15 protein-coding genes are annotated in these 17,326 nt (G+C 69.1%); 11 read left to right on the top strand and 4 right to left on the bottom strand.

All coding sequences use genetic code 11. From position 1 onward, the window contains the following. The first annotated feature begins 124 nt into the window (after positions 1-124). The 6 genes from ABE957_RS01915 (at position 125) to ABE957_RS01890 (ending at position 6,404) form a co-directional block, all read left to right on the top strand. Positions 125-1,855: a M14 family metallopeptidase gene (locus ABE957_RS01915; protein WP_349756983.1), complete on the top strand. Its 1,731-nt coding sequence runs from the start codon at positions 125-127 to the stop codon at positions 1,853-1,855. A 57-nt stretch (positions 1,856-1,912) separates the two neighbouring features. Next, positions 1,913-2,359, top strand: coding sequence for a GNAT family N-acetyltransferase (locus ABE957_RS01910; protein WP_349756982.1), 447 nt, complete (start codon positions 1,913-1,915; stop codon positions 2,357-2,359). Between the two features lie 171 nt (positions 2,360-2,530). Next, positions 2,531-3,121, top strand: coding sequence for an NADPH-dependent FMN reductase (locus ABE957_RS01905; RefSeq protein WP_349756981.1), 591 nt, complete (start codon positions 2,531-2,533; stop codon positions 3,119-3,121). 488 nt (positions 3,122-3,609) lie between these two features. Beyond that, the gene (locus ABE957_RS01900; protein ID WP_349756980.1) at positions 3,610-3,822 is read left to right on the top strand and encodes a hypothetical protein; all 213 of its coding nucleotides are present in this window, start codon (positions 3,610-3,612) and stop codon (positions 3,820-3,822) included. Positions 3,823-4,077: 255 nt separating this feature from the next. Beyond that, positions 4,078-5,031 (top strand): zinc metalloprotease HtpX, encoded by a 954-nt coding sequence (locus tag ABE957_RS01895; RefSeq protein WP_349756979.1) that lies wholly within the window; start codon positions 4,078-4,080, stop codon positions 5,029-5,031. A gap of 116 nt (positions 5,032-5,147) precedes the next feature. After that, positions 5,148-6,404, top strand: a complete 1,257-nt coding sequence (locus ABE957_RS01890; protein WP_349756978.1) for a M20/M25/M40 family metallo-hydrolase — start codon at positions 5,148-5,150, stop codon at positions 6,402-6,404. 18 nt (positions 6,405-6,422) lie between these two features. On the opposite strand, the gene ABE957_RS01885 is transcribed toward ABE957_RS01890, so the two are convergent. The 3 genes from ABE957_RS01885 to ABE957_RS01875 are packed head-to-tail and all read right to left on the bottom strand — an operon-like array spanning position 6,423 to position 9,283. Then, positions 6,423-6,794: a thiol-disulfide oxidoreductase DCC family protein gene (locus ABE957_RS01885; protein WP_349756977.1), complete on the bottom strand. Its 372-nt coding sequence runs from the start codon at positions 6,792-6,794 to the stop codon at positions 6,423-6,425. Beyond that, positions 6,795-7,700 (bottom strand): ribose-phosphate diphosphokinase, encoded by a 906-nt coding sequence (locus ABE957_RS01880; RefSeq protein WP_349756976.1) that lies wholly within the window; start codon positions 7,698-7,700, stop codon positions 6,795-6,797. After that, on the bottom strand, positions 7,700-9,283 hold the full coding sequence (locus ABE957_RS01875; RefSeq protein ID WP_349756975.1) for a thymidine phosphorylase family protein: 1,584 nt from the start codon (positions 9,281-9,283) through the stop codon (positions 7,700-7,702). The genes ABE957_RS01880 and ABE957_RS01875 overlap by 1 nt, the downstream gene beginning before the upstream one ends. A 284-nt stretch (positions 9,284-9,567) precedes the next feature. Here ABE957_RS01875 and ABE957_RS01870 point away from each other — a divergent pair, with 284 nt between their 5' ends. From ABE957_RS01870 to ABE957_RS01850, 5 genes are all read left to right on the top strand, one after another. Then, positions 9,568-11,199, top strand: a complete 1,632-nt coding sequence (locus ABE957_RS01870; protein WP_349756974.1) for an arylsulfatase — start codon at positions 9,568-9,570, stop codon at positions 11,197-11,199. 105 nt (positions 11,200-11,304) lie between these two features. After that, positions 11,305-13,668, top strand: coding sequence for a tetratricopeptide repeat protein (locus ABE957_RS01865; protein ID WP_349756973.1), 2,364 nt, complete (start codon positions 11,305-11,307; stop codon positions 13,666-13,668). 109 nt (positions 13,669-13,777) lie between these two features. Next, entirely contained in the window at positions 13,778-14,239 is a 462-nt protein-coding gene (locus tag ABE957_RS01860) for a potassium channel family protein (protein ID WP_349756972.1), read from the top strand. A gap of 87 nt (positions 14,240-14,326) precedes the next feature. Next, a complete protein-coding gene (locus ABE957_RS01855; protein WP_349756971.1) occupies positions 14,327-14,788 on the top strand; it encodes a flavodoxin family protein in 462 nt (153 codons plus the stop codon). A gap of 236 nt (positions 14,789-15,024) precedes the next feature. Next, positions 15,025-16,002: a TAXI family TRAP transporter solute-binding subunit gene (locus ABE957_RS01850; RefSeq protein ID WP_349756970.1), complete on the top strand. Its 978-nt coding sequence runs from the start codon at positions 15,025-15,027 to the stop codon at positions 16,000-16,002. A gap of 140 nt (positions 16,003-16,142) precedes the next feature. Here the strand turns inward: ABE957_RS01850 and fadA are convergent, their stop codons facing one another. Further along, positions 16,143-17,321: an acetyl-CoA C-acyltransferase FadA gene (gene fadA, locus ABE957_RS01845; RefSeq protein WP_349756969.1), complete on the bottom strand. Its 1,179-nt coding sequence runs from the start codon at positions 17,319-17,321 to the stop codon at positions 16,143-16,145. Positions 17,322-17,326 lie beyond the last annotated feature (5 nt).

Here is a 17,326-nt window from a genome sequence, read left to right as displayed (position 1 = left end):
TCGTCGCGTTGCTCATCCCGCTGTCAGCTTGGCACAGCGGGCCCGGGAGGGATAAGCCGCCCTGCCGAGGCCCGCTTCCCCACGGATGCGCCATACTGACAGCACGACACGGCGAGGCATCGGCATGACCCAGGACACCTTCAATGGCCTCTTCCGCCGCCGCTACCTCAGCCACGAGGCGCTGACCCGCCAGCTCGAGACCTGGGCACAGGACCATCCCCGACTGGCCCGCCTGGACAGCATTGGCGTAAGCCCCGAGGGGCGCGACATCTGGGTGCTGACCCTCGGCCCCGAACCGGATCGCCGGCGTCCCGCCGTCTGGGTGGACGGCAACATGCACGGCACCGAACTGGCCGGCTCCAGCGCCGCCCTGGCGGTGGCAGAGATGGTCCTGGCGCTGCACCTCGCCCCGGACCGACTGCCGGTCGACTGGCCCGAGCACCAGTGCCGGCATCTGCGGGAGGTAGTGTTCCATGTCTGCCCGCGCATCTCGCCGGACGGCGCCGAGCAGGTGCTGCGCCAGGGCGGCTTCGTGCGCTCCGCCCCTCGGCGAACCCCCGGCAGCCCAGTTCGCCCGAGTTGGCGCAGCGAGGACCTGGATGGCGACGATCGCTGCCGCTACCTGCGTTGCCAGGACGAGGCGGGCGACTTCGTCGCCTCACCTGACCACCCGGGCCTGATGCTGCCTCGCCAGGTGGAGGACCCACCTCCCTACTGGCGGCTCTATCCCGAGGGGATGATCGATCACTGGGATGGGGTGACGGTTCCCGAGCCCGACTGGCTGGCCGACACCCCGGACTTCAACCGCAACTTTCCCTGGGGCTGGCGGCCCGAGCCGGATCAGGTCGGCGCCGGCCACTACCCCGGCGACGCACCCGAGACCCGGGCCATCATCGACTTCGCCCTCGCCCACCCAAACCTCTACGCCTGGCTCAACCTCCACACCTTCGGGGGGGTCTTCATACGTCCGCTGGTCGATGCCCCGGACCGTGACATGGACCCCCAGGACCTCGCGGTCTACCGACAGCTCGCCGCCTGGGGCGCCTCGTTCACCGGCTACCCCACCGTGAGCAGCTTCGAGGAGTTCAGCTACCAGCCGGAGACCCCGCTGCATGGCGACCTCATCGAATTCGCCTATCACCAGCGCGGCTGCCTGGCCCAGGTCTGCGAGCTCTGGGACCTCTTCCAGCGCCTCGACCTGCCCCGTCCCGAACGCTTCATCGACCATTACACCGCGCTGGACCGCGAGCAGATGGCGCGGCTCGCCCGGTGGGATCGAGTCAGCAACGGCGGACGGCTGTTCGTCGACTGGCATCCCATAACGCACCCTCAGCTGGGCGAGGTGGAGGTCGGCGGGCTGGACCCGTGCCTCGGCATCTGGAACCCGCCGCCTGAAGAGCTGCCGGCGATCTGCGACGGCCTGGGCAGCTACTGGCTGCGGGTCGCCTCGATGATGCCGCGCCTCGTCATCGAGGCGGTGCACTGCACGCCCCTGGGCGAGGGGTTCCATGCCCTGGACGTGACGGTCGCCAACCATGGCTACCTGCCGAGCTACGGCGTCCAGGCGGCCCGACAGCGTCCCTGGAACAGTGGACTGGAAGCCGAGGCCAGCACCACGGGCTGTCGACTCCACGACCCCGCCCAGGCACGCCAGCGGCTGGGCCACCTGGAAGGCTGGGGCCGGGGCCTCGGCGACGGCGCCCAGATGCCCTGGTACCAGCGCTCCCGCGGCAACAGCCACCAGGCCCATACCGGATGGGTGATCCAGGGTGAGGGCGAGGTGACTATCCACATCACCAGCCCCCGGCTGGGCAGGGTGTCCCGCAGCATACGGATACCCCCGACCCACGAATGACCGCTCCGCGAGCCCCTGCCCGGGCCGCCCCTGACACTCCGCGAAGATGAGCACCCCATGGACGTCGTACTGAAGCAGGTCACCCGCGAGAACTTCGAGGCCGTCATCGCGCTGGAGGTGGCGACTTCCCAGCGCGGCTATGTGGCCAGCAACCTCTACTCCCTTGCCGAATCGTCCTTCCAGCCCACCCTCCGACCCCGCGCCATTCACTGCGACGGCGAGGTAGCGGGCTTTCTCATGTACGAGTCGTTCGAGCAGGAGGGACGGCCTCCCGCCTACAGCATCTTTCGCCTGATGGTCGACCGACACCACCAGGGACGAGGCATCGGGCACCGGGCCCTGCGGTGTGTGCTGGACGAGATCAGGGCGCAGGGGCCCTTCGAGCGCATCTTGATCTGCTATGTGCCCACCAACCAGGTCGCCCGGGACTTCTATGCCGGCCTCGGCTTCCAGGAGATAGGGCTGAGCGAGGCCACCGGCGAGGTGATCGCCGAGATCCGGTGATGACAGGGGACTTTGGCCGACGCGACTTCGCCGACGCATACGGTGCACGACAGGCTTGACCACCGGGTGGCCGACGGCCCCAGAATACGGCATGACCCCGAGGATGGTATGGCAGGCCCCGCCTCCCTCTTCGGGAGGCGCGCCACATCGACGGAACGACGAGGAGCTCCCATGACCGATCGCCAGCCCCACCCCCGCATCCTGGTCTTCGCCGGCAGCACCCGCGCCGGCTCGTACAACAAGGCCCTGGCCCGCCAGGCCGCCGAGAGCATCGAGCGGGCGGGCGGTCGCCCCACCTTCATCGACCTGCGTGACCACCCGATGCCCCTCTACGACGGCGACCTGGAGGCCGAGCAGGGCCTGCCCGAGAACGCCCTGGTGCTGCGGCGCGGCCTGGCCGAGCACGACGGCCTGCTGATCGCCTCGCCGGAGTACAACGGCTTCATCACCCCGCTACTCAAGAACACCATCGACTGGCTGAGCCGCCCCCACCAGGGCGAGAGCGGCCTTGCGCTCTTCGCGGGCAAGCTGGCCGGGGTGGTCTCCGCCTCCCCGGGAGGGCTCGGCGGCCTGCGCAGCCTGACGCTGACCCGCCAGCTGCTCACCAACATCGGCGTGACAGTGCTGCCCGACCAGCTCGCCGTGGCCCGCGCCGCCGAGGCCTTCGACGACCGGGGCCGGCTCATCGACGATGGGCAGCAGCAGACCCTCGACGCCCTGTGCCAGCGGCTGGTCGACACCCTGCACCGGCTGAAGGCCTGAAGACAGGGGCTGAACGCAGGGCCCGAAGCAAAAGCCGGGACGAGGCGCCGCGGGGCCTCGCGGGTCGCCGCCCCGGGGCCCGGGTCCAGCGCCCTACCTTTGTCATCTCAGGGGCCGATGGGGCCGCGGCGACGCCCAGTCGAACACCTGATTTTCGCCGGCCAGGCGGCGCTTTCGGGCGCCAGCGTCCCGCGCCGCGAGCGCCGGGCACTATACTATTAGAGCCAGCGCCAAGGTGCCCGCAGCGGCGACCGGAAGGCCAGCGCAAAGAACCACGGCGGTCATGTGAATTCCAGCCACCTCCTTCTTCACGCGACCCTCTTCTTGCTCAGCACGCCTTGACGACCGGCACCCCGAGTGTCCGCCAGGGCACGCCCGCACCCGACCGGCGATCCCTGCGAAGTTGGACACTTGCGGATCGGTTCGATGGTTGGCGCCGGACCGACCCCACAGCGTCAGCGCCACGACACGACACGACGAGGCGTCCCATGAAACTCACAACCCTGACGGCCATCCTGGTGATCAGTCTGTTCTCCGTGAGTGCCTCCCTGGCTGGCGATTCCACCTTTCTGGAAGAGCGCAGTGCTCGCCTGCATCAGGAACTGAGCCAACCGGAGAGCCAACAGATGATGGGAACCGAGCGTATCCAGCGCCGGGAAACACGGGGCTTCCAGCAGGATCAGGATCGCTGGTGGAAGTGACATCGACGGTAATGCAACGCCTGTCTCGCTAGCTCCAAGACCATGCGCGAAGGCCACGGAGGCTCGAGCCGGTCACGACATCCCGTTCGATACGGCGACTGACGAGACACCCTGCATATTCCCTGAAGGCCAGGCCCCGCGAGGGGCCTGGCCTGCCTGCATCACCGTCCGCCGGGGCCGTCGCCGGCCATGACAGCCTCGCCTCGACGAGGGATACTGGGTGTATCGCCCACCCTCCTCAGGTCACCGCGCCTCATGACGACCGAGACCGCGCGTCGCGAGCAAAGCCGCCTGAAGAACGGCCTGCAGACCCTGCTGATCATGGGCGGGCTGGCGCTGGTGCTGGCGGTCCCCGGCTACCTGCTGGCCGGCGGCCTCGGCCTGCTGATGAGCCTCGGCGCGGCAGTGGTCGGGGCGCTGGCCGGCAGCTGGGTGCCGGCCCGGGTCATCCTCGCCGAGGCCGGCGCCGGCCTGGTCGAGCGCCATCAGGCGCCGACCCTCTATCGCCTGCTCGACGCCCTCTATCGACGCGCCGGACTCGCCGGGCCGCCCCAGCTCTTCTACACGCCGTCCCCCGACCTCAACGCCTTCGCCGTGGGCACTCGCCACGACGGCGGCATCGCCGTCACCGCCGGCCTGCTGCGCACCCTGACCATGCGCGAACTGGCCGGGGTGCTCGCCCACGAGGTCAGCCACCTGCGCCATGGCGACACCCGAGTGATGTCGATGGCCGCGGCCATGACGCGCCTGACGCTCTTCCTCACCACCGTGCTGCAGGTCAGCCTGCTGCTGATGCTGCCCATGATACTGGCCGGCGAGCTGCGACTGCCCTGGGGGGTGCTGCTGATCGTGGCGTTCTCGCCCACCCTCAGCACCCTGCTGCAGCTGGCCCTCTCCCGACACCGCGAATACGCCGCCGACCTGGAGGCCGCGAGTCTGACCGGCGACCCCCAGGGCCTGGCCTCGGCCCTGGCCGTGCTGGAGCGCCGTCACGGCCGCTGGCTCTTGGCGCTCTTCGGCCGCCATCCGCCCGCCGGCCCCGAGTGGCTGCGCACCCATCCCTCGACCCGCGAACGCATCCGTCGGCTGCTGGCGGCCGAGGCGCCCGCGGGTCACGCCCCGCCCTGGCCCGTCGGCGACCCAGCTCACTCCCCGATGATCGACGAGCCGCCGGGCCCCCTGGGCCGAGGTTACTGGCTGCGTCGCTGATTTGCGCGCCTGCGGCGCGAGGCCGCATCCTGTGGAACACGGCCCGGCGCCATGACCCGATCCATGACAAGAACCATGACCCGATCCCTTACCAGAACCATCGAGAGAGAAGCCCCATGAGCGATCCCCAAGCCCCCTGGACCCAGGCCATGCCCGAGGCGCAGTTCGACCTGATGCGGCGCATCCTCGCCGCCCCGAGCCCCGTGGGACTCGAGGGCGCGATGACCTACGGCGTGCTGAAGCCCCGCTTCGAGGCCACCACCCCCGCCCACTGGCAGCTTCAGCAGTTCAAGGGCCACGCGGGCGTGGTGCTCGACACCCACCCGGGTCGCGACGACCTGTTCAAGGTGATGATCATCGGCCACGCCGACAAGATCCGCATGCAGGTACGCTCCATCGGCGAGGACGGCAAGATCTGGATCAACACCGACTCCTTCCTGCCGGGCGTGCTGATCGGCCACGAGGTCACGCTGTTCAGCGAGGATCCCGCGGCGCCGGGCCGCTATCGGCGCCTCGAGGGCGGTACCGTGGAGGCGCTGGGCGCCATCCACTTCTCCGACCCGGCACAGCGCTCCGGAGAGAAGGGCATCAAGAAGGAGCAGATCTACCTCGACCTGCAGATCCACGGCGAGAACAAGAAGCAGCAGGTGGAGAATCTCGGCGTGCGCCCCGGCGATGCCATCCTGCTGAACCGGCCGATCCGTGAAGGCTTCAGCCCGGACACCTTCTACGGCGCCTACCTGGACAACGGCCTGGGCTGCTTCGTCACCGCCGAGGTGGCGCGGCTGATCGCCGAGGCGGGCGGCACCGAGCAGGTGCGCGTGCTGTTCGCCATCGCCAGCTACGAGGAGATCGGCCGCTTCGGCAGTCGGGTGCTGGCCGGAGAGCTACGCCCCGACGCCATCATCGCCGTGGACGTGAACCACGACTACGTGGCCGCCCCGGGCATCGGCGATCGTCGCATGCAACCGCTGGAGATGGGCAAGGGCTTCACCATGTCGGTGGGCGCCATCGCCAGCGAGCAGCTCAACCGGATCGTCGAGACCACCGCCCGGCAGCGGGGCATCCCCATGCAGCGCGATATCGTGGGGCCCGACACCGGCACCGACGGCATGGCCGGGGTGCTCGCCGCCGTGGACTGCGTGGCCACTTCGATCGGCTTCCCGATCCGCAACATGCACACCATCTCCGAGACCGGCTACACCAAGGACGTGCTGGCGGCGATCCACGCCATCACCCACACCGTCCAGGCCCTGGACGCCCTGCCGGACCCGCATCGCGAGTTCCTCGACCACCATCCGCGCCTGGATCAGGCCGGGGCATTAGGGCACCAGGGAAGTGACAAGCCCGAAGCGGGGCAGGACAAACAGTAGGCCACCGGCGGGGGCGGCTCATGGCAATCGCCCCTGCCGCGCCAGGCGCCGCCTGACCCAGCGCCGATAGGCCCTCGCCAGTAGCGGCCTCACGACCGGCAGTCCGATCAGCCATGCCAGCGGCCGCAGTCGTGGCACGCGGCGCATCAGCAGGATATAGGCATCGATACCGTCGACGATGCGACCCTGGGCATCCTCCACGTGCAGCGACAGCAGCGCGGCCTTGGGCTCCACGCCGCGTCGTCGCAGCCGTTCATCGTGGCGGTTGACATCGATCCACGCCACCGAGGCGGACGCCTCCCCGGCCCAGCGCTCGTAGCGCGCCCTGTCGCGCCGGCAGATGGGGCAGTCGGCGTCATAGTAGACCTTGAGCATGGAGCGGTCGGACATCTATCCCCCTGCCGTCGCGAGCCCTTTCAACGCCTCCCCCAGCACCGGCGCCATGGCGATGGCGTTGCTCTCGTGGGCGATGCAGTCGGTGCTCCAGACCTCCCCCACCCCGGCGGCGCGAATCACCGCCAGGGCATCCCCGGCGAAGAGCGCATGGGTGACGGCCACGTCCACCGAGGCCGCTCCGGCGGCCAGCAGCGCCTCGGCGGCACGGGCCAGGGTGTGGCCGGAACTCGCCACGTCGTCCATCAGCACCACCTCGCGGCCCTTGATCTCGAGGTCAGGCAGCCTGATCGCCACGTTACGGTCGCCGTTGCGCGTCTTGTGGCAGACGCCGACCTCGAACCCGGTCACGGCGGCCGCACTCTGCACCCACTGGCGCGCCTCGGCGTCGGGGCCGACCAGCAGGGGGTTCGCGCGCTTCTCGGCGATCAGCTCGGCGAGTCGCGGGGCGCCGGAGAGCGCGATGGCGTGCTCGAGGGGGATGGCCTGGTCGAGGCGATCGATGCGGTGCAGGTGGGGGTCGACGGTGATCACCGCGTCGAACAGCTCGGCGAGGAAGTGGCCGATCAGCGGCTGGCTGACTACCTCGCCGGGGTGGAAGGCGATGTCCTGGCGCATGTAGGCGAGATAGGGCGCCACCAGCACCAGCCGGCGCACGCCCCGGGCCCGGGCGTGGCGGGCGATCAGCAGCAGCTCGACGAGCTTGTCGTTGGGCCGGTCGAGGCTGCGATAGATCACCAGGGTCTCGGGGAAGGCCGGGGCGTCATGGAGGGGCAGCGTCAGGCGCAGCTCCGCGTCGGGGAAGCGGTGGCGCTCGATGGCGGCGGCAGAAAGCCCCGCGGCCTCGGCCAGGCGGCAGGCGGCGGCGGCCTCGTCGTCGCAGTAGAGCAGCACGGGGGTCATCAGCACTCCACGTTGAGTCGGGTGATCTGGTCGGGCCGGCCGATGGCGAAGCCGCTGTCGCGCTCGCTGGCCTGGCGGGAGAAGGTCAGCTCGTTGGGGTAGGCGGCATAGACGCGATACAGCGGCTGGCCGGCCTCGACCGCATCGCCGATTCGCGCCAGCACGTCGACCCCGGCACCGATCGCCCGCGGCGCTCCGGCGAGCCGGGCGATTCGCGCCAGCTGCAGGTTGTCGATGGCGGTCACCACGCCGCCGGAGCGAGCGGTCACTTCCACGCAGTGCGGCGCCAGCGGCGGTTGCTCGGGATCGAAGGGCTTGGCGCCCTGGGCCGCGATGATGGCCTGCATCTTCTCAAAAGCCCGGCCGGAGTCGAGGATCTCCCGCGCCAGGCCGAAGCCGTCGCCGCCGCGCACGTCCGGATCGAACTCCAGCATTCGCCCGGCCAGGCGCAGGGCCTTCAGGCGCAGGTCCATGGGCGCCTCGGGGTGGTTGGTGAGCACTCGCATCACGTCCCGGGCCTCCAGTACGGGACCGATGCCCCGCCCTACCGGCTGGCTGCCGTCGGTGATCACCACGTCCAGGGTCAGGCCCATGCGCCCGGCCACGAACTCGAAGAGCCGGCGTAGCCGGCGCGCCTCGGGCATCGAGCGCACCTTGGCGTGAGGGCCGATGGGGATGTCGAGCAGCAGGTGGGTGGAGCCGGCGGCGACCTTCTTGGAGAGGATCGAGGCGACCATCTGTCCCGGCGAGTCGATGGAGAGCGGGCGCTCCACCGAGATCAGCACGTCGTCGGCCGGCGAGAGTTGGCTGGTGCCGCCCCAGGCCAGGCACCCCCGGTGAGTACGCACTAGCTGACCCAGCTCCTCGAAGGGCAGGTCGACGTTGGCCAGCACTTCCATGGTGTCGGCGGTGCCCGAGGGCGAGGTGATGGCGCGGGAGGAGGTCTTGGGGCACAGCAGGCCGTGGGCGGCGACGATCGGCACCACCAGCATCGAGGTGCGGTTGCCGGGGATGCCGCCGATGCAGTGCTTGTCGACCACCGGATGCTCGTGCCAGTCGAGCCGGCGCCCCACCCGGCTCATGGCATCGCTCAGGTAGAACACCTCCTCGCGGTCGAGCTCGTTGCGATCGCAGGCCACCACGAAGGCGGTCAGCTCGATCTTAGAGTAGCGCCGCTCGGCGATGTCCTGAACGATATGCAGGAAGTCGTCGCGGGTCAGCCGCTCGCCGGCGATCTTGCGATGCAGGGCGGGAATCGATGGCGGCGGTTCGGCCTGCAGGATGCTCACCGGATGGCCCTCGGCCACCCCCAACGTGGCGAAGGCGTCCTCGGATAACCCCAGCTCCCCGCAGGAGACGATCGAGGCATCGTCGACCACGTTGAGCGAGGCGAGGATGCGCTGGCCGTTGGCCCGCACCTCCACCTTGGCCAGCGCCTGGAAGCCCTCGGCCCGGTAGCGGTCGCACTCCCGGTGCATGTAGGCCACGTTCTCCCGGTAGGTATCGATGCCGACGCGCGTCAGCTTGAGCGGCGAGAGGTGATCCTGAGCGGGTGCCGCCTCGGCGACGGGGGAGCGGGTCATCGTGTCGTCCTTGCGGGGGTGACCGGCCCGCGCCCGGGGCGCGCGGGCCGGTCACCCGAATGAGGAATGGCTTCATCCTAGCAGCGCCCCGAGACAGCGTCATCGCGCCTCGGCGCACGCACCGGGGTTCCCCTGCCGGGGCCACGCCCTTTCTTGCCAACGCCGCGCCGTGGGCTAGCTTGAGGGAGTGGGCGTGCGGCCCGACGTCGAGGTGACTCCCCAGCGAGCCCGTTCATGCCCAGGATCGACGGACGTATCACGAGTACTCGGAGGTCAGGATGAGGATGAACAAAACAACGGTGGGGATAGCGGCGGTGATGGCGCTCTCCCTGGGCGGCTCGGCATGGGCTGGCGAACACGAGGAGGAGTCCGGCGCAACGACGCCGAGCGCGGCCGGCGGAGGCGATGGTCCCCCCAATATCCTGGTGATCTGGGGCGACGACATCGGCTGGACGAACCTGTCGAGCTACGAGCATTCGGTGATGGGCTATGCCACGCCCAATATCGACCGGATCGCCGACGAGGGGGTGCTGTTCACGGACCACTACGCCCAGCCCTCCTGCACCGCGGGACGCGCCGCCTTCCTGACCGGGCAGTACCCGATCCGCTCGGGCATGACCACGGTGGGACAGCCCGGCTCGCCCCTGGGCCTGCAGGCCGAGTCGCCGACCATCGCCGAGCTCTTGAAGGCGGAGGGCTACCGCACGGGCCAGTTCGGCAAGAACCACCTGGGCGACCGCAATGAGCACCTGCCCACCGTGCACGGCTTCGACGAGTTCTTCGGCAACCTCTACCACCTCAACACCCAGGAAGAGGCGGAGCAGCGCGACTACCAGCGCTTCGGCGAGGCGTTCTCCGGCTCGCTGGAGGCCTACGAGGAGCGGTTCGGCACCCGCGGCGTGCTGCACACCTTCGCCACCGAGGAGTTCGACGATACCGAGATGCCGCGTTTCGGGGTGATCGGCGCCCAGACCATCGAGGACACCGGTCCGCTGACCCGCGAGCGCATGGAGAACTTCGATGCTGAGGAGGTCATTCCTCTGGCCCTGGACTTCATGGAAAGGGCCAAGGAGGCGGGCGACCCCTTCTTCGTGTGGCTGAACACCAGCCGCATGCATCTCTACACCCGTCTCGGCGACGAGTGGCGCTACGCTGCGGAGGAGCACACCTCCGAGGCCGATATCCACGGCTCGGGGATGCTGCAGCACGACCACGACATCGGCAACGTGCTGGACTGGCTGGAGGATCAGGGCCTGGCCGACAACACCATCGTCTGGTACTCCACCGACAACGGCCCCGAGCACAGCTCCTGGCCCCACGGCGGCACGACGCCCTTCCGCGGCGAGAAGATGACCACCTATGAGGGCGGCGTGCGGGTGCCCTCGGTGCTGCGCTGGCCCGGGGAAATCCCCTCCGGCAGCGTGCGCAACGGCATCCAGGCCCATCAGGACATGTTCACCAGCCTGGCGGTGGCGGCCGGCATCGAGGATCCGGTCGAGCGCGTGAAGACGGAGATGGATCAGTACATCGACGGCGTCAACAACCTGCCCTACTGGCGCGGCGACAGCGACCACTCCGCCCGCGATCACATCTTCCACTACTACGAGAGCAAGCTGACCGCGGTGCGCATGGGCCCCTGGAAGTTCCACTTCTCCACCAAGGAGGACTATTACGCCAATGTGGTGCCGAGGACCGTACCGCTGGTGTTCAACATCCGCATGGATCCCTACGAGAGCTACGACTCGACGGACAGCTACGGCCACCTGATGCAGAAGGTCTCCTGGCTCATCCAACCGATGTCGGTGCTGATGGAGCAGCACCTGACCTCGCTGGCCGAATATCCGCCGGTGCAGGGCGGCGCCTCCTTCGACATGTCCAACATCATCGAGGACTTCGCCTCGAAGGCCATGCAGTAAGCGGCCGATCGTCTCCGCCATGGCCACCCCGGGTGGCCATGGCGGGGTCACGTCTGGACGCCATGCACCGACACGACACAGCACGACACAGGGAGCGCCATCGCAGTGGACGCCAACGCCTCACCCGTCACCACCCCCGGCTTTCCCCTCACTCGCCGCCCGATGCGGCGCCTGGCGATCGCGGCACTGCTGACGCTGCTGTTCGTCGGCAGCGTCCAGGCCGCCTCGCCGCGCCTGGCCAGCGAGGCCGAGGGCTATGCCCCGGAAGGCAGCTGCGCGGGCTGTCATCAGGAACAGACGGCCGCTTGGCAGGACTCCGACCACGGCTGGGCCATGCGCGAGGCGACCCCGGACAACGTGCTCGGCGACTTTGCCGATGCCCGCTTCGCGGAGGGAGACGTCAAGGCGCACTTTCACCGGGAGGACGAACGCTTCCTCGTCACCCTCGAGGGCCCCGGCGAGCCCGAGGCCACCCGAGAGATCGCCTACACCTTCGGCTATTTTCCGCTTCAGCAGTACCTGATCGAGATGCCGGGCGGCCGGCTGCAGAGCCTGACCATCGCCTGGGACTCACGCGAGGCGGAGGACGGCGGGCAACGCTGGTTCTCCCTCTACCCGGGGCAGGCGTTCACGCCGGATGACCCGCTGCACTGGCAGGGGCGCTACCAGAACTGGAACGCCATGTGCGCCGATTGCCACTCCACCAACCTGCAGAAACACTACGACCCGACCACGGATAGCTTCGCCACCACCTGGCATGAGCAGAGCGTGGGCTGCCAGAGCTGTCACGGTCCGAGCCGGCAACACCTCGAGTGGGCCGAGACATGGTCACCCCGCTCTGATGATCCCTCGCCGCCCCGCGATGAGATGAGCGCCACCGACAAGGGGCTGGGCGTGGATCTCGACGCCATATCGGGCCAGCAACTCGTTGGCCAGTGCGCCCGCTGCCACAGCCGCCGCCAGCCCCTCGGCATGGGCCCGGCACATGGCCAGCCGCTGCTCGACAGCGCCCTGCCCAGCCTTCTGACGGAGAGGCTCTACCACGCCGACGGCCAGATCCAGGGCGAGGTCTACGTCTACGGCTCCTTCGCCCAGAGCAGGATGTACCAGGAAGGCGTGACCTGCACGAACTGCCATGATCCCCACACGAACCGCCTGCGCCTGGAGGGAAATGCGGTCTGCACCCAGTGCCACAATGCCGCTCCCCCCTCACGGTTTCCCGGCATCACACCGACAGACTACGACAGCGTCGAGCATCACCATCACCCTCCCGGCAGCGAGGGAGCACAGTGCGTGAGCTGCCACATGCCCGAGACCACCTACATGGTGGTCGATCCCCGGCGAGACCACAGCTTTCGCGTGCCGCGCCCCGATCTCAACGAGGCCACGGGCAGCCCGGATGCCTGTACCAGCTGCCACGACGACATGGCCCCCGAACGGGCGGCCACGAGCATCGCCACATGGTTCGGCGATCTCGCCCGTGCCGAGGGCGGCGCCACCCACTACGGCGAGATCTTCGCCGCCGCCCGTCAGGGGCGCGATGACGCCCTGCCCCACCTGCAGCGGCTGGCGGCCGACGAGGGCACGCCGGCGATCGTCAGAGCCACGGCGGTCGATGCGCTGGCCGACTTCGGCGTGCCGGCGCTGCCCACCCTGGAGGCCGCCCTGGTCGACGAGGCCGGTCTGGTACGCGCCGCCGGCGTCCCTGCCTTCGCCCGCGCGCCCGACGCGGCCAGGGTGGCGCTGCTGCTGCCGCTGCTCGATGATCCGCTGCTGGCCGTGCGCGACGAGGTGGTGAAGGCGCTGGCCGGCGTCTCGCTGATGCGACTGCCCGAGGCGCGGCGCGATGACCTCCTGCGCGCGCGACGCGACTACGAGCGTCGCCTGAGAGAGAACGCCGATCTGCCGGGCAATCGTCTCAACCTGGCCGTGCTGCTCAGCCGGAGTGGCCGGGCGGACGAGGCGATCACCCACTACCGGGCGGCGCTGGCGATGGATCCGTACTTCCTGCCCGCCCGGAGCAACCTGATCACGCTGCTCTCGCAGCGGGGCAAGGCGCAGGAGGCGCAGCGGGTGCTGGAGGATGGCCTGGCGCTGGAGGACATGCCGCCGACCGACCGCGCCCACCTGGCCTACCTGCTCGCCCTGTCGCTTGCCGAAGCGCAACGCTTCGACGAGGCCCTGAGCTGGCTGGACCGCGCCGCCGAATGGCGCCCCGAGCACGTGCGCACCCATTACAATCGCGCCCTGCTGCTCGATCGCCTGGGTCGCAAGCCGCAGGCGCTGGCGGCCCTGGAACGCGGGCTCAGCCTGGCGCCAGAGGCGCCGGACCTGCTCTATGCCGCGGTCTACCTGAATGCCGCCGCGGGCAATATCCCCCAGGCGCTGTCGCATCTGGAGCGGCTGCGCCGACTGCAGCCCGACGATCCTCGACTGCAACGCCTGGAGCGCCAGCTGCAACGGCAATAGCCGCGATCACGATCGCCACGAAGTGAGCTCACGCGCCCCGCCGCGCCCGTGACGGCGGGGTCGGGATCGCGCTAGTCTTGCTCTCTATCCGCTCAAGGGAATGCCCATCGTGCTCGTTGCCACCCTCTACAACGGCCATCTCTGGGCGGTGGCGATCACCATGGTCACCGTCCTGATCTGCATCCTGATGCACTACGAGGTATCACTGCGCCTCTGGCAGCACCTGGAGACGTCGCGGCGCTCGCTGCGCGCGCGCTTCCTGATGCTGAGCTTCGTGCTGTTCGGCACCCATGTCGCCCAGATCTGGCTCTTCGCCGTGGCCCTCGCGCTGCTCGGCGCGCACCCCCTGACCGGCGACCTGGTCGGCATGGCGAGCCTCAACTTCCTCGACTACGTCTACTTCTCGGCGATCACCTACACCACCCTGGGCTTCGGTGACCTGGTGCCGACGGGACCGATCCGCTTCACTACCGGCACCGAGGCGCTGATCGGCCTGATGCTGATCACCTGGTCGGCCTCGATCACCTTCCTGGAGATGCAGCGCCACTGGTCGGCTCGCCGCGAGCGCTGACGAGGCATGACGAGAGCGACGCGCCCCCTGTCGACGCGCCCGCCAGCGGCCATGATGGCGGGCGACCCTCAACCCCCGGAGATCGCCATGCCCCGCCTGCTGATCGTCGCCCATGCGCCCTCGCCTAATACACAACGACTACGCGAGGCCGCCGCGCGCGGCGCGCGCCATCCGGACATCGAGGCCGTGGAGGTGGTGATCAAGCCGCCGCTGGAGGCGGGCCCCGAGGACGTGCGGGCCTGCGATGCCATCCTGCTCGGCACGCCCGAGAACCTCGGGTACATGAGCGGCGCGCTCAAGGACTTCTTCGACCGCAGCTACTATCCGGTGCTCGAGGAGCAGCAGGGGCTGCCCTGCGCGCTCTACGTTCGCGCCGGCCATGACGGCACCGGCACCAAGCGCGCCGTGGAGAGCATCGTCACCGGCCTGCGCTGGAAGTGGGTGCAGGCACCGCTGCTCCTGCGCGGCGAGTGGCAAGAGGGCTTCGTCGACCAGGTAGAGGAGCTGGGCATGGCGATGGCGGCGGGACTGGACGCCGGCATCCTGTGACGGGCCTCATTCGAAAGAGTGACTTCTATTCCTAAAGCATGACGAACACCACCTCTCCCCTCGAGCGCGTCATGCTATACCTCAAGGGTGTCTTGGCAAGATCGCGAAGCAGAAAGAAAAACAGTCCAATAGTACCCCGTCGACCAGGCCAGGTCAGGTGGTACCTGGCTCTTCCATGCCCAGGTTCCGCCTCCGCCACAGTGGACCCTCGCCGACGATCTCGCATGAGGTGAATCATGAAAGTATCCACCAGACTCCTGGCCGCCTTCCTGGGCGGCCTGCTGCTCTCGGGTCCGGTAGCGGCACAGGACGAGGAGCCCCTGGTCATCGCGACCGCCAGCCCCTCGGGGGTCTACCATGTGGTCGGGCGCGCGCTGTGCCGCACCCTCGAGATGCCCTGCCGGGCACAGCCCACCGACGGCTCCAGCGCCAACCTGAGGGCCCTGCGACGGGGCGAGCTGAAGCTCGCCTTCGCCCAGTCCGATCTCCACCTCTATGCCACCCTGGGCACGGAGGGATTCCAGAAGGATGGGCCGGACGAGAGCCTGCGCTCGGTCTTCTCGCTGCACAACGAACCCTTCACCCTGGTGGCGCGACGGGACGCCGGCATCCATCGCCTGGAGGACATCACCGGGCACAACGTGAACATCGGCAACCCAGGCTCGGGCCAGCGGGGCACCATGCTGCGGCTGATGGACGCGGAGGGCTGGAGCCGCAGCGACTTCAGCTCGATCCACCACCTGCCGGCCGATCAGCAGGCGCTGGAGCTGTGTCACGGCAACATCGATGCCATGGTCTATACGGTGGGCCATCCCAACGCGTCGGTGGCCAAGGCCATCCGGCTGTGCGATGCCGTCCTGGTCGACGTGGAGGGTGACATCGTCGACTTGCTGGTGGATGCCTACCCCTACTTCACCCGCGCCTGGATCCCCGCCGACCTCTACGGCCCCGACCAGCCGGCCGTGCACACCTTCGGGGTCAAGGCCACCCTGGTCGCCTCGGCGGATACCGATCCGGACGTGGTCTACCGGCTGGTGGCCGCGGTCTTCGACGACTTCGAGCGCTTCAAGGCCTCGCATCCGGCGCTGGGGGTGCTGACCCCCGAGGAGATGATTCGGGACGGACTCACCGCGCCCCTGCACAAGGGCGCCCTGCGCTACTACCGCGAGCGGGGGTGGATTGAGGAGGACGGCATGGTACCCGAGACCGACTGATCGCCATCCCACGAGGCAGCGAGCCGAGCACAAGGGCCGAAACGCCCCGCCACAACGCCCCTTCACAACGTACGACGGCACCCCTGGGGGTGCCGTCGTACGTTCTGCGTCGTGGCTTGGCCTGGCCCGAGAGCTCTAGGCTACCTCAGCCGCTCGAACACCGTGGCCACGCCCTGCCCCATGCCGATGCACATGGTGGCCAGGCCCAGGGTGGTGTCACGCTCCTGCATCACGTTGAGCAGGGTGGTGCTGATGCGGGCACCGGAGCAGCCCAGCGGATGGCCCAGGGCAATGGCACCGCCGTGGAGGTTGACCTTCTCCTCCATGGCATCGCGCAGTCCCAGGTCCTTGAGCACCGGCAGCGCCTGGGCGGCGAAGGCCTCGTTGAGCTCTACGGTCTGGATCTCGTCGATGGTCAGGCCGGCGGCCTTCAGCGCCTGCTTCGAGGCCGGCACCGGCCCGTAGCCCATGATCGAGGCATCACAGCCGGCCACGCCGGTGGAGAGGATGCGGGCGATAGGCGTAAGGCCCAGGGCCCGGGCGCGCTCGCCGCTCATCACCACCAGGCCGGCGGCGCCCACCGAGAGCGCCGAGGAGGTGCCGGCGGTGACGGTGCCCCCGCGCGGGTCGAAGGCAGGCTTGAGCTCGGCCATCTTCGCGAGGCTGGCGTCGGCGCGGATCACCTCATCCCGATCGACCCGCACCCGGAAGCCCCGGGCGTCGTGGCCCTCGATGCCGACGATCTCACGATCGAAGCCGCCGTTCTCCATGGCCGCCTGGGCGCGCTGGTGGGAGCGCACGCCGAAGGCGTCCTGCTCCTCGCGGGAGATGCCGTGCATCTTGCCTAGCAACTCCGCAGTCAGGCCCATCATCATGGCCGCCTTGGCCACGTGCCGGCTGGCCGCCGGATTGACGTCGACGCCATGGGTCATGCCGACGTGCTCCATGTGCTCGACGCCGCCGATCAGGTAGACATCGCCCATGCCGGCGCGGATGTTGGCCGTGGCGATATGCAGCGCACTCATGGAGGAGCCGCACAGGCGGTTGACCGTCTGGGCCGGCACGCTGCGCGGGATGCCGGTCAGGATCGCCGCGTTGCGGGCGATGTTCATGCCCTGCTCCAGGGTCTGGTTGACGCAGCCCCAGATCACGTCGTCGACCTCGGCCGGGTCAAGCCCCGGGTTGCGGTCCAGCAGCGCCTGCATCACCGCGGCGGAAAGGTTCTCGGCCCGCACGTGGCGAAAGGCCCCCTGCTTGGCCTTGGCCATGGCGGAACGGGCACAGTCGACCACCACCACGTCTCTCGGATTCACGCTCATCGATT

The sequence above is a fragment of the Halomonas pelophila genome (assembly GCF_040196315.1).
Classification (GTDB): Bacteria; Pseudomonadota; Gammaproteobacteria; order Pseudomonadales; family Halomonadaceae; genus Halomonas; species Halomonas pelophila.
This window is presented reverse-complemented; position numbering and strand designations above follow the sequence as displayed.